Annotated in this window: 13 protein-coding genes and 4 pseudogenes; 10 read left to right on the top strand and 7 right to left on the bottom strand. The window is 58.4% G+C overall.

The features are described from left to right. Positions 1 to 141 precede the first annotated feature (141 nt). The 3 genes and pseudogenes from GR212_RS23215 to GR212_RS37775 all read left to right on the top strand — a co-directional run. A pseudogene (locus tag GR212_RS23215) lies at positions 142 to 688 on the top strand (gluconolactonase); the annotation flags it as partial. A 120-nt stretch (positions 689 to 808) separates the two neighbouring features. Next, entirely contained in the window at positions 809 to 1,855 is a 1,047-nt protein-coding gene (locus tag GR212_RS23210) for an IS110 family transposase (protein WP_163989946.1), read from the top strand. 1,244 nt (positions 1,856 to 3,099) lie between these two features. Beyond that, positions 3,100 to 3,204, top strand: a pseudogene (locus GR212_RS37775) (hypothetical protein); the annotation flags it as partial. Positions 3,205 to 3,398: 194 nt separating this feature from the next. Here the strand turns inward: GR212_RS37775 and GR212_RS23200 are convergent. Both GR212_RS23200 and GR212_RS23195 read right to left on the bottom strand, forming a co-directional pair. Beyond that, positions 3,399 to 3,758, bottom strand: coding sequence for a type II toxin-antitoxin system RelE/ParE family toxin (locus tag GR212_RS23200; protein ID WP_163989944.1), 360 nt, complete (start codon positions 3,756 to 3,758; stop codon positions 3,399 to 3,401). 2 nt (positions 3,759 to 3,760) lie between these two features. Then, a complete protein-coding gene (locus tag GR212_RS23195) occupies positions 3,761 to 4,012 on the bottom strand; it encodes a ribbon-helix-helix domain-containing protein (RefSeq protein ID WP_163989941.1) in 252 nt (83 codons plus the stop codon). Positions 4,013 to 4,343: 331 nt separating this feature from the next. Between GR212_RS23195 and GR212_RS23190 the strand changes: the two genes are divergently transcribed. Together GR212_RS23190 and GR212_RS23185 are read left to right on the top strand one after the other, a co-directional pair. Then, the gene (locus tag GR212_RS23190; protein ID WP_348643509.1) at positions 4,344 to 4,967 is read left to right on the top strand and encodes an alpha-ketoglutarate-dependent dioxygenase AlkB; all 624 of its coding nucleotides are present in this window, start codon (positions 4,344 to 4,346) and stop codon (positions 4,965 to 4,967) included. Between the two features lie 61 nt (positions 4,968 to 5,028). Next, the gene (locus GR212_RS23185) at positions 5,029 to 5,190 is read left to right on the top strand and encodes a cold shock domain-containing protein (protein ID WP_204326717.1); all 162 of its coding nucleotides are present in this window, start codon (positions 5,029 to 5,031) and stop codon (positions 5,188 to 5,190) included. Between the two features lie 431 nt (positions 5,191 to 5,621). On the opposite strand, the gene GR212_RS23180 is transcribed toward GR212_RS23185, so the two are convergent. The 4 genes from GR212_RS23180 to GR212_RS23165 all read right to left on the bottom strand — a co-directional run bounded on the left by GR212_RS23180 (position 5,622) and on the right by GR212_RS23165 (position 7,171). Continuing rightward, entirely contained in the window at positions 5,622 to 5,864 is a 243-nt protein-coding gene (locus tag GR212_RS23180) for a hypothetical protein (RefSeq protein ID WP_163989938.1), read from the bottom strand. Between the two features lie 13 nt (positions 5,865 to 5,877). Beyond that, positions 5,878 to 6,123, bottom strand: coding sequence for a hypothetical protein (locus GR212_RS23175; protein WP_163989935.1), 246 nt, complete (start codon positions 6,121 to 6,123; stop codon positions 5,878 to 5,880). 73 nt (positions 6,124 to 6,196) lie between these two features. Then, positions 6,197 to 6,985 (bottom strand): exodeoxyribonuclease III, encoded by a 789-nt coding sequence (xth, locus tag GR212_RS23170; RefSeq protein ID WP_163989933.1) that lies wholly within the window; start codon positions 6,983 to 6,985, stop codon positions 6,197 to 6,199. 6 nt (positions 6,986 to 6,991) lie between these two features. Further along, positions 6,992 to 7,171: a hypothetical protein gene (locus GR212_RS23165; RefSeq protein WP_163989930.1), complete on the bottom strand. Its 180-nt coding sequence runs from the start codon at positions 7,169 to 7,171 to the stop codon at positions 6,992 to 6,994. A gap of 197 nt (positions 7,172 to 7,368) precedes the next feature. Here GR212_RS23165 and GR212_RS23160 point away from each other — a divergent pair. The 5 genes and pseudogenes from GR212_RS23160 to GR212_RS23140 form a co-directional block, all read left to right on the top strand. Continuing rightward, positions 7,369 to 8,271 (top strand): annotated as a pseudogene (locus GR212_RS23160) (Ku protein); the annotation flags it as partial. A 79-nt stretch (positions 8,272 to 8,350) separates the two neighbouring features. Continuing rightward, a pseudogene (locus GR212_RS23155) lies at positions 8,351 to 9,098 on the top strand (Ku protein). Next, positions 9,095 to 10,126, top strand: a complete 1,032-nt coding sequence (ligD, locus tag GR212_RS23150) for a non-homologous end-joining DNA ligase (protein WP_163989927.1) — start codon at positions 9,095 to 9,097, stop codon at positions 10,124 to 10,126. The pseudogene GR212_RS23155 and the gene ligD overlap by 4 nt, the downstream one beginning before the upstream one ends. Before the next feature lie 171 nt (positions 10,127 to 10,297). After that, on the top strand, positions 10,298 to 10,771 hold the full coding sequence (locus GR212_RS23145) for an Hsp20 family protein (protein ID WP_163989924.1): 474 nt from the start codon (positions 10,298 to 10,300) through the stop codon (positions 10,769 to 10,771). A gap of 67 nt (positions 10,772 to 10,838) precedes the next feature. Continuing rightward, positions 10,839 to 11,138 carry a DUF982 domain-containing protein gene (locus GR212_RS23140; protein ID WP_163989922.1) on the top strand — a complete coding sequence of 100 codons (300 nt, stop codon included), beginning with the start codon at positions 10,839 to 10,841 and terminating at the stop codon, positions 11,136 to 11,138. A gap of 79 nt (positions 11,139 to 11,217) precedes the next feature. Here the strand turns inward: GR212_RS23140 and GR212_RS23135 are convergent, their stop codons facing one another. Beyond that, positions 11,218 to 12,081, bottom strand: coding sequence for a transglutaminase family protein (locus tag GR212_RS23135; RefSeq protein WP_163989918.1), 864 nt, complete (start codon positions 12,079 to 12,081; stop codon positions 11,218 to 11,220). Between the last annotated feature and the right edge of the window lie 79 nt (positions 12,082 to 12,160).

Below are 12,160 nucleotides of genomic sequence, written 5' to 3'. Positions count from 1 at the left end.
AAAGCTTGGACATGAGGCGTTCCTTTGAAGATTTGAACCCGGCCGCGCGTCGTTGGTTCCCGGCGACGGGCGCGGAACTTCTGTTCCGCCCCGAAGTTTGCCTCGGCAATTGAACAGCAGATTACAATGTCCCGACGCATGATGACGGTTTCCGGCCTTGCCATCGCGACAGCGCTCATAGCCTTCGCGCACCCTGCCGGTGCCCAGACCCTCGACAAGTTGACGAATAAGGCGAAGGAACTGGCGGCGCCGATCACGGGCAAGTCCGACGACTGGCTGGAGAGTGTCGCCACGTTCGACCATCAGGTCACGGGCGTGACCCGTTTCGGAAGACGGCCGCATCTTCGTGAACTTTCCGCGCTGGTCCGAGGACGTTCCAGTGTCGGTGGCAGAGGTCCTGAAGGATGGGACGATCAAGCCGTATCCGAACGATGAATGGAATTCCTGGCGCAACGCCAAGATGTCGGAAATCTCCCCCAAGGATCACTTCGTGACGGTGCAGAGTGCCGTGGCCGACGGTAAAGGGTCGCTTTGGATCGTCGATCCTGCGGCACCGAACAGCGAGAAAACCGTCAAGGACGGGCCGAAGCTTGTTCAGGTCGATCTGAAGACGAATGCGGTCAAGAAGGTCTATCCTTTCTCGTCGGAGGTTGCTGGGCCGGCCAGTTACCTCAATGACGTCAGCATAGATGGGCTAATCGGCTTCGTGCCCTATCTCATCCATCAGGAAGAAGGAGCTGCACCGCACCGCCGACGATAGAGGTAGCCTGTCAGAACAGGCAAAACCATCATGCTGAGGAGCGCAGCCATGAAACATTATGTCGGCCTCGATGTCTCGGTCAAAGAAACCAGCGTCTGTATCGTCGATGAAAACGGGAAGTTATGCCGTGAGCGGAAGGTGGTCTCTCACCCAGAGGACCTTGTTGCCATCCTGAGTGATCCGAAATTCAGCTTGGAGAGGGTGGGTGTGGAGGCCGGCCCGCTGTCACAATGGCTCGTCGAAGGCCTGGCAAAAGCTGGCTTGCCCGTCTTCTGCATCGAGACGCGCCACACAAAGGCGTTTCTGGATGCTCTGCAGCAGAATAAGAGTGATCGAAACGATGCCCGCGGCATCGCCCATATGATGCGGGTCGGCCTGTTCAAGGACGTGCATGTGAAGACGCTCACCAGCCAGAAGCGCCGCGCCTTGTTAACGGCCCGATCGTTGTTGCAGGAGAAGGCGATCGACCTGGAGAACGAGATGCGTGGGCTTCTGCGCAACTTCGGCCTGAAGGTCGGCCATGCCTCTGGCGGCACGTTCGAGAGAAGGATACTCGAACTTGTTGAACATGACGCTGAGCTGGCGGAAATCATGGAGCCACTGCTCGCTGGACGGTGCAAGTTGCGAGAAGGGCTCGCCAAACTGGAAAAGAGGGTTTTAGCCGAGGCAAAGCAGGGCGAGGTGTGCAGGCGGCTGATGACCATACCCGGCGTTGGACCGATTGTCTCGCTCGCTTATGTCTCGGCGATCGATATTCCCAGCCGGTTCCGACATTCGCGATCTGTTGGAGCGATATTGGGTCTGACCCCCGTAGTGAAACAGTCCGGCGAAATGAGGCGGGTCGGTCACGTCTCTTTACGCGGGGATGCCATGATGCGGCGACTGCTGTATGAAGCCGCCCAATCGATGATGACGCGCGTGGCGAAATGGTGCTGGCTGAAGGCATGGGCTATGAACATCGCCAAACGGAATGGCAGTAAAAAAGCCAAGGTCGCACTGGCCCGTCGTCTCGCTGTCGTCATGCATCGCATGTGGGTGGATGGCTCGGAGTTTCGCTGGACGAGGGAGGACACTGTCTCAACTGTCGCGGCATAACGAACAGCCATAGAGGCGAGAGGGAAATTGGAATCCAAGGTTCCGCGTAGCAGCGGAAGAGGTCCTTCGAGGACGATGGTGATGTGAGTTCGTGGCGGCGTTTATTCCGATGACCCGTCATCAGGATGCAGCATAGATTGGACCACATCATCTACTGGACGCTATCATGGGAGGGCCAAGTGCCGATCCCGAAGAGAAGCGCGGGCCGCGAAAAGACGTTGAACGCTGGGCAAGCTGGACGTAGGAGACGAGTGCTTAATTGCAACAGCGCTTTTGGCTGGAAGCCGCCACCTGCAGTCATTGCGCGAATAACGGCTGGGTTGTATTGATGTCGAAGGTAGAACAATGGAGACAGCCAGTGCGATACAGCTACTTGTGGAGAGCGAGTTCAGTCCTCATTCACACACTGCTATGGGTAGCACTGGCTACATGGTCCTACATGACAGCAGGTCGCTATACTTTGCAAGCTGCTGGTCGATCATTATGCTCTACATTCCTCCGCTCGGCTTTCTCTGGCTGGCAGTGGGATTTACCAGTTTCGCATTCCTCATCGCTGCGATCACCCGCCCGCAACTTCGAACAAGTGGATGGTTTTTGACCGCGTGCCATGGCCTAGTTCTTGCCGTCGGATTGCAGGCATCTCCGTTGGCAGCTTACGCGGCAGTAGGTCAAGTGGACTGCCTTTGACGGCAGTTGGATATACTGCCCAGCATTGGTGATCCAAGCAAAACTTCGCTAAACCAGTGGCACCTGCCCGGTCTTATAGACTTGCTTTACCAAGGATGACCGATTTGGGCCGATTGCGGACACAGCATGACGTTCACCGTTCGGGAAGACCGGAAATATAAGCGGCCGCTCGCCATAACGCGAAGCAAACCAGAGAAACGCCCACTGTGCCCAGAAGAGCGATCACTATGATGAACGTTACCGGGCTGTGCGCGTATGTAGTCACGCCGTCGAGGCCCGCCCGGCCATGGCTCTTTATGATTCCAGAATTCCAACTCGATAGAGTTGAGACTATCATGAAGACGCCTAATGCGAACAAGAGCAGAAGCGCAACGATAAACTTTAGATGTGCAAGCAACGGCTAACCTAGTGATCTATTGGACGAATGCTTCCCGAGACGATCTCCCAGGCTGGATTTGTAAGCTCCGAGTCGTTAACGGCAGCTGATTCCTACCATTTGTATTTTCGACATGTCCGCTTTGGGCCGATTGCGGGCGATCGCTTGCCTCGGCGGCTAATTGGTAGTCGGAAAAGAGCTTGACCTCAGCCCGCCGATTAGAGAAGCGCCGGACGGCGCCTTCGTCTACTTCACCGACTCTGGGTCTCCTGGCGGCCTAGTCGTGCTCAATCTTCAGTCCGACAAGTCATGGCGCGTGTTCAGCGACGATCCGTCGACCCAGGCCGAAAAGAACGTTGTCGTCAACCGATGGCAAACCGTTGCGCCGTCCCGATGGCAGGCAGCCGCAGTTCAACGTGCGGAGGGTAAAGAAGGTCGCCAAGGAAACCCATTCACCTGTGGAGTGAATGGGTTTGTCGGTTATTCCGGGTCGTTGCTCTTGGCATGCAGGGCGGCCAAGTCTTCCTTGAGGCGTACCGCCATGTCCATCCTCTCATGCAGGATGCTCATGACACCAAGATCACCGTTCCCAAGTTCACGGAAGAAGACGTAGTGATGCTCGTAGCGGCTGAAATACGCCATGCGCTTCACATCGGCGGTAACCGCCATCCTTTGCGGGAGCCTCCGCCAAATAAGACGGTTGTCGCACAGGCGCTGCAAGTGGGTATGCAGGCCCCGGATGTAGCTATCGGCCTGCGCCTCGCCCCATTCGTCCAAAGTGTCGTGCCAAATCTTGTCCTGCGCGGCATCAGCGCGCGGATAAAAGCGATATCCAGCCATGCTCAGGGGCGCTTGTTGCGGCGGATGACATCGTCGGCGGTAACGGCGACGAATTCGCTATCATCGGCGTGCATGGCGGGTGCAAGTTCCCGCTGGAGAGCCTCCCATGCCTCGTCGCGGGTCTGCAAATCGCGGCGGATCAACGCGCGGATGTATTCGCTGGCATTCTCGTAGAGGCCATCGTCACCGATCTGTTGCTGGATGTGGTCTTGCAGCGCGCCGCTGACCTTGACATGAATGCTGCCTGACGGCATGGGCCTATCCCTTCGTTTCTCCTAGATTATGGAAGGCGTGACATATATTGTCAATATTCATCACGTGACAGGACTGCGTTGACCGGGGCGGTGAGTTATAGAATCTCGTTCTATTACTCACCATCAGGCCAAGCGCCCGCCACACAGCCCTTAGCTTGATTGAGCAATGCAAGCGTGTATCAATGCGTACAGCGCACCTACGCATCGCCCAACGCGTACACATCGGCTATGGGCGATGCTCTGCACGGTTTTCTGACCACCGCACGGCGCCTGGAGAAAACTGGCAGGTGCGTCAGGGGACACCCCTGAACCCCGTCGGTACCGGAGCAAGGTGAATGGCTATCCTTATTCGTTCAAGGTAAATTTGGCGCCGCTGCGGCCAATAAGAGTTCGCGCTCTCAATTACGGATGGAGCGATGTTGTCGACCTTATCCTCCACTTCATATTGCGCGGCTTGGAATTCCCGTATTACGCCTTCAAAGCCATGAGGATGAGCAGGCAAAACGCTATACGCGATAGCCATTTTGATAGCCTCCAGCGAGACTGCACGGCTTGCGCGCCGGTTTTCGATGAGGGTACGGAGCGCGTCCGAAAAGGCGACGATATTCCGCCGTTTCTTTTGCCCCTGCGCGAGATGGCAGGCAGTTTCGCTGGCATCGACCCCGACCGGTTGGAACAGGCCTTGGTGACCGAATATGGTCCCGGCGCTCCGATCGGTTGGCACAAAGACAAATTCGTCTTTGGTCGCGTGGTCGGTATCTCGCTTCTCTCTCCCTGCATCTTCAGGCTGAGGCGACGCCACGGCGACAGGTGGCAGCGTAGCTCGATCATTGCTGAACCAGGATCGGCCTACGTGATGGCTGGCGACGCAAGAACCCTTTGGGAGCATTCCATCCCGCCGGTCGACCAGCTTCGTTATTCGATCACCTTCCGCGAACTAAATACCGGGACATAAAGGCAGCCAATGCCGGTTGCGTTCGGAAAAAGACGCTGGCAAAATGCAGGAATTTCTCCTCATGAAGGAAAGTCATATATGTCGGCGGCAAGGTGAAATGGTCAGTGCAGCAAATGGTTTTGGTTTTATTGCGCCTGACGACGGTAGCGCCGACGTCTTCCTGCATCTTTCAAAGGTTGAGGAAGCCAATCTACCGACATTGGAAAGCGGCACTGCGCTTTAATATTCTATAGGCTCCAGGAACGGGAAAGTCTTTGCTGAAGGCCTCTCGATCGTTTCGAAGCCAAAGGTTCCTCGGCGGGAGCCTGGACTGGACAGTTCAGCTTCAAATTTCGAGTCGGAGTTCGAGAAAGAATGCGGCCTTCGAAGGCGATGATGGGCCTGATCGGCTAATGCAGCAGGCGAGCCTTAGTCGCTTGTCGGTCGATCGTCAATTGCAGCACCGGTTTGCCCGCACGAAACTTTCCTCCACCAGTTCCAGCTGTTCGAGCCGCTCGACGATCTTTTCCGAGAGGCCACCTGTCACCGACCAGCCAGCCCTTGCCGACTTCTTGCACCGGCAAAAAAGCGATCGCTCTGAGGGCTTCTGCGTGCGGGTGAGGCTTCGCGCTATATCGACTGTTCCGCGATGATCCATGGGTGGAACCATATTCGCTACTCCTTCGCCCCGGTCCGGTCATCGGCGCCGGACCAGTCATTAGCGGGCTCATCGACCGCGTCTTCTGCCGGATCGGGATCACGCTCATGAGCGACCTGGCGTTTTGCCAGAACGTCCTGCAGTGTTTCGATGACGACCGCGGTTCCATGTCCTTGGCTTGCGAACTGGTCGATGATGTCGGCGACAAGGTCGTCGAGCTGCTTAAACAGCCGTTCCGGGCTTTCGGATCGTTCGGTCATGATAGGCGCTCCTTCAGCTTGCGGCTCGACGCTGCTGCCAATCCTTGTAACGTGCCAAGAGCTGGCCTGGAAACCGATCCTCGATGGCCGTCTCGACCAGGGTGATTTTCGCGAACACATCGCTGCCATCGCGCTCGTCGGGACGGATGTCTTCGCGTTCGTCTTCGAGCCTCTGCATGGTTTCGAACAGCTCGTCGTCGCTCATCGCCGCGAGACGATCGGCGAAATCACCAACATCGAAGTCTGCTTGAGCGGGCATGCCGTCACTCCTTCTATTGATATCTTCGCCAGAGACACTCGGCAGAGGGAACTCGTCGAGACGGGATATCTGGTCATGAGATAAGTTCCCCGTCATCCAGTTCAATCCAGACCGGCGCATGATCGCTTGTATGCTCCCAAGCGCGCGCAAACTTGTCGAAGCCGCACGTTTTCAGCCTCTCGCGCAAGGACGGGCTCAGCAGAAAATGGTCGATGCGCAGACCGGCATCACGCGCGAAGGCGTTCCGGAAATACTTCCAGAACGTATAAATCCGTTCGTCCGGATGAAGCAGGCGGATGGCGTCTGTCCATCCCATGGCGATGAGCTCGGCATAGGCAGCGCGTACTTCTGACCGGAACAGAGCATCATCTCGCCATCGTTCCGGGGCGTAGACGTCGAGATCGGTCGGCATCACGTTGAAGTCGCCGACAAGGGCGACCGGCACCTCGAGTTCGAACAGTTCGGCCGCATAGGACTGCAGCCGCTCGAACCAACGCAGCTTGTAGTCGAACTTCGGGCCGGGGGCTGGATTGCCGTTCGGGAGATAGAGGCAGCCGATGACGATGCCGTCGACTGCCGCTTCGATATAGCGGCTGTGACTGTCGTTGGGATCGCCGGGAAGACCACGGCGCGTCTCGCGTGGTTCCTGATCGCGTGCGAGGATGGCCACGCCGTTCCAGGACTTCTGGCCGTGCCAGATGGCGCCATAACCAGCGCGTTCGATCTCGCGACGCGGAAACTTGTCGTCCGGCGCCTTCAGTTCCTGTAAGCAGACGACATCGGGTTTCGCCTCGTCGAGCCACCGAAGCAGCACGTCGAGGCGGCCGTTGATGCCATTGACGTTGTACGTGGCGAGCTTCACCCGCTTTTACCGGCGCTTGTGGTCGCCCTTGTCACCCTGGCCGGGTTTCGCATCATGCTTGGCGTCATGGCGAGCATCGGCCGACAGCGACCAGGAGACATCGACGCTTTCTTTGAACTTGCCCTCTTCATCGCGGCGGACGTAACGTTTGTCAGTCCCGGTATCGATTAGTTCGCGCTTGATCATGGCAGGACTCCTTTATGGTTGCTGCATGGCTAAACGCGCGTCGCCTCCAAAAGATGCATGTGAATCAGATGCCTACGGATGACTCGCAAAACGCGCGGGGGCGAGCGGCTACGTCATTGAAAAATGATTCGTTTCGAGTCGGAAAAATTACATGTCGATTCGCTTGAATCGCATTGGCTGTGTCAGGAGTCTGCGTCATGGTTGTCCCGCGAGCGAATTGGAGAGGCTTTATCAAGCTCGGAGAGGTCGCCTCTCCGGTGGCGTTCTACACCGCAGCATCATCGTCGGAACGCATCGCCTTCAACACGCTCAATCGTAAGACGGGCTACCGCGTCAAGCGCGAGTTCGTCGACAGCGAAACCGGCGATCCCGTCGAGCGTGACGATCAGGTCAAGGGCTACGAGATCGAGAACGGTCAGTACATCATCCTCGAGCCGGATGAGGTTGCGGCGGCCGTTCCTGACAGCGACAAGACGCTGAAGGTCGACGCCTTCATCCCCTGCAACGAAATCGACGGCGTCTATTTCGACAAACCTTATTACCTTGCTCCCGACAAGATGGGCACCGAGGGCTTCGTGCTGTTGCGCGACGGCATGAGACAAGCAAAGGTCGCGGCGATCGCACGCACCGTTCTCTTCCGCCGCATGCGCGCGGTACTGATCAGGCCGCACGGCAAGGGCCTGATCGCCACGACGCTCAACTTCGACTATGAAGTCCGCTCCTCTCAGGAGGCCTTCGAGGAACTTCCCGACCTCAAGATCGAAGGCGAAATGCTGGAGCTTGCCGAGCACATCATTGGCACCAAGAAGGGCAGCGTCGACGCCAGCACATTCGACGACCGCTATGAGGCGGCTATCGCCGAACTGGTGAAAGCCAAGATCGAGGGTCGGTCGCTTCCAAAGAAGAAGGCGCCGGCGGTTTCCAACCAGAGCGATCTGCTCCAGGCCCTGCGCGAGAGCGCCGGTATCGGCGGCAAGGCGGGATCGAAGCCCACTGCCGCCAACGCCAACGCCAATAAAGGTGCTGCCCGAAAGAAGGCGGCAAAGCCTGCGGCCGCCGCCAAGGCGAAACAGGCCGCTGCACCCACCCGCCGCGCCGGCCGATCGGAGGATACGATGGCACTCCGCCCCCTACTGGAAAGGCTATCTCAAGCTGTCGCTGGTCACCTGCCCGGTGCAGATGACCAGCGACTTCGGAAAACGAGAAGGTTCGCTTTCATACCCTCAACCGCGAGACCCAGAACCGCGTCGTCAGCCACTATGTGGATTCCATCACCGGCAAGGAGGTGAACGACGAAGACGAGGTCAAAGGCTACCAGCGTGGCGAGAACGACTATGTCATGCTGGAAGACGAGGAGCTCTAAAACGTCGCGCTCGACAGCGCCAAGACCATCGATATCTCCACCTTTACACCGCGAGACAGCATCGAGTGGATCTGGCTCGATACACCCTACTATTTGTCGCCGAACGATTCGGTTGGTCAGGAGGCCTTCTCGGTCATTCGCGACGCGATGGAATCCCAGGACATGGTCGGGATCTCCCGGCTGGTCATCACGCGCCGCGAGCGCGCCGTCATGCTGGAGCCACGCGGCAAAGGTATCGTGCTCTGGACATTGCGCTATGGGGATGAAGTCCGTGACGAGGATACCTATTTTGCGGGCATCGGCGATGAGACAGCGGATTCCGACATGATGCCCTTGGTGCAGCAGTTGATCAAAAAGCAGACCCAGCACTGGAATCCCAAGATGGTCATCGATCCGGTGCAGGATCGGTTGCTCGATATCATCGCCGACAAAAAGAAAGCGCTGAAGAAGCCGTCGAAGGCCAAAGCTAAAGCGTCGGCAACAGCGCCCGCTCCGAGCAATGTCATCAATATCATGGATGCCTTGAAGAAGTCGGTCGCTGCGGAAACCCGGACCGGCAAATGAAAAGGCTCGCCGAGCCGCTCCTCCGGGGCGATAGCTTCACCGCGAAATCGCAGCCAAGACGCAGGCGCGATCCGGCGCAGCCGAACCTTCCCTTCGATCCAATACCCGATCGGGTCGAGCCTTGCCTCGCGCCGCTGAAAACAGCGCCGCCAACCGGGCCGGACTGGGCCTACGAAATCAAGTGGGATGGCTATCGCTTAGCGATCCACATCGAACCATCAGGCGTGCGGATCATCACCCGCGGCGGCCACGACTGGATACATAGGTTCCCAACGATAGCGGCAGCGGCGAAAGAGCTTGGGGTTGCGACTGCGATCCTGGATGGCGAAGCCGTCGTTCTCAATGCGCAGGGCCGCTCCGACTTCGGAGCCCTCCAACGTTCGCTCGGCGGAAGAGGCGGTAAACGTGCCTCGACGGAATCCGTCCTCTCTGCTTTCGATCTCTTATACTTTGACGGGCACGATCTGACGAAAACAGAACTGTCGGCCCGCCGGCATCTGCTGACGGACCTCCTTGATGGTGCGGTTGGTGCGATACAGCTTTCAGAGGAAGTACAGGGTGACGGCGCCGAGCTTCTGGAAAATGCTCGCTCGCTTGGACTGGAAGGCATCATCGCCAAGCGCCGCGACAGCCCGTATCGCTCCGGCAGGACCGGTGACTGGCTCAAGATCAAATGCGTGCAGAGCGAGAGTTTCATGGTCGTCGGCTACGAGCAGTCCGCCACCGCCCGTGGCGGCATCGGCAGCCTGCTGCTTGCCGCCCGCCGCGGACACGATTGGATCTATGTCGGCGCGGTCGGCACGGGCTTCAAGGAAAAGGACGCCGCATACCTGACAAAGACGCTGGATATGTTGAAGACCAAGACACCTGTCGTGCCGCTTAAGGGCAAGAACTATGTCTTCGCGCAGCCGACGCTGATTGCCGAGATCGAATTCCGGGGCTGGACCGACGACGGCAATCTGCGGCACGCGTCCTACAAGGGCCTGCGCGAGGTCCAGGATAATGCCGCAGTCTATGAGCTTGATTGAGCCGGTGGTGATGACGAAAGACGTGCCGAATTTTTCCGGTGGATGCCCTTGAATCCGTAATCCTCAAAAACCAAATCGATTGCCGCCAGCCGCTGATGACAGGGCCGGCCTTGCTGGGAGCGCCGCCTTTCGGCGCTTCCGTACCCATGTTGCTTCAAGGAGGATATGGCTATGGCAACATCTTATGACTATGCACCGCTGTTCCGTTCGAGCATCGGCTTCGACCGGGTCTTCAATCTTCTCGAAAACGCCCAGCGCGCCCGCTCGATCAGCGACTGGCCGCCCTATGACATCGTCAAGACCGGCGATGACAGCTATCGGATCTCGATTGCGGTGGCCGGCTTTGCCCAGGACGATCTCGACATCACCTTCCAATCCAATCTTCTGACCGTGACCGGTAAGAAGCAGGAGGCTTCCGATGACGGCTACCTGCATCGCGGCATTGCCGGCCGGCCGTTCGAACACCGGTTCGAGCTTGCCGACCACGTCCGGGTGAACGGGGCGGACCTCAGCAGCGGTCTGCTGTCGATCGATCTGGTTCGCGAGATTCCCGAGGCACTGAAGCCGCGGAAAATTTCCATCCAGAGCGCTCCCGCTTTGACCCCTGCTGCTCCCGCGCAAATCGAAGCGCAGAAGGCGGCTTAACCTGCATTGTCCGCTATCGAGGGCGCCGTGGCTACGGCGCCCATCCCGGGTTGGGAAGGAGAGAGCAATGAAACCCGATATGTTCGAGCGACCTGTTTCCATTCTCGTCGGCCTCGGCTTTCCGACGGAAGTTCGCAGCGTAGTGGAGGCCTACCGGCATCTTTCCGAGTGGCCGGTGTCAATGCGAGACGTCGCGCACACGGTCGCGCTCAAGGCATGCAGTGCCGCGCTGCGCGGTGAGATCGAAGCCGAGACCGCGCGCGGCCTGTTTGCCGCCTTTGCCGAGAAACACGATTTGCTGGCCCCGGAGGCAAGTGCTATCGCCGCGTCTCGGCAGCGCCGAGATAGAGATCCGCACATGCGGTGAGTGCGGTGTTGATCGCGAGAACCCCGTCGAGTCATCATGCGAATGGCTGACGACAAGAATCCTCGTTGTCTACCGAGGCTCATGTGGACACCGCGATCTCCACGTCCATCGATAGGAAGGCATCGGACGCGCCGACGAAGCTGCCGGCGACCGGAACAGATTGCGCGATATCACGGGTTACGGCGACAGGGATGAGATTGGCTCCGCCCATGCTACGGTTGGTCGGATCGAACGTAATCCACCCGGCGCCGGGGACGAATACCTCGACCCAGGCATGGGTCGAGCCCTGATCCTGCGAACCGAGCAATATCTGATCGGGATTGAACAGGTATCCCGACACGATGCGTGCGCCAAAACCCAGAGAACGAACGGCTTCGGCAAACAGCACTGCAAAGTCACGGCACGATCCCCACCCGCGCTCCAGCGTCTGGGTCGGTGTCTGTGTGCCTTCCGCCTCACGGCTTTGATAGGAGATCGATGACGACACCCCAGCGCTTATGTCCTTCAGAAGCGAGAGCGTGTCCGTCGCATTTCCCGCGACAAACCCTTGTGCCCACTGCTGAAGTTGTTGGGACGGGTCGGCATACTGCCGAGCCGTCAGCGCGCCGAGATCGGTCCATTCCCCATCCGAATAACGGAAGGGGAAGGTGAGGGCTGAGCCTGCTATGGCGAAGACCGGCCACGCCGAGGCGGTGAGGTCGACCGAGGCAACGCTATCGACAGTCAGGACATCGGCCATCTCGTTGAAAACCGCAGTGGCAACGGCATTGCCGAAGACATCGGTTGCCCAACTGATCTGGGCCTGTGGTGCTACCGAGACTTCATGCGACAATAGCCGGAGATCGCGGCCCTCGCGCGGCCTCAACATCAGCCGGTGAGGGCCGAGATTCACCGCATCACGATAATGATAGATCGTGCGGTGGTGGATGCGAATTTGTGCCATAACTGTTTCCGGTTCTGTGGGCGTCAGCGTGGGAACGAGCCACCGCATCTATCGGACAGGCTCGCTCGTCCATCGCCTG

This window comes from Martinezella lusitana, assembly GCF_010668395.1.
Taxonomy (GTDB): Bacteria; Pseudomonadota; Alphaproteobacteria; order Rhizobiales; family Rhizobiaceae; genus Rhizobium; species Rhizobium lusitanum_A.
The sequence above is the reverse complement of the archived record's forward strand: the minus strand, read 5'-3'. Positions and strand labels throughout refer to the sequence as shown.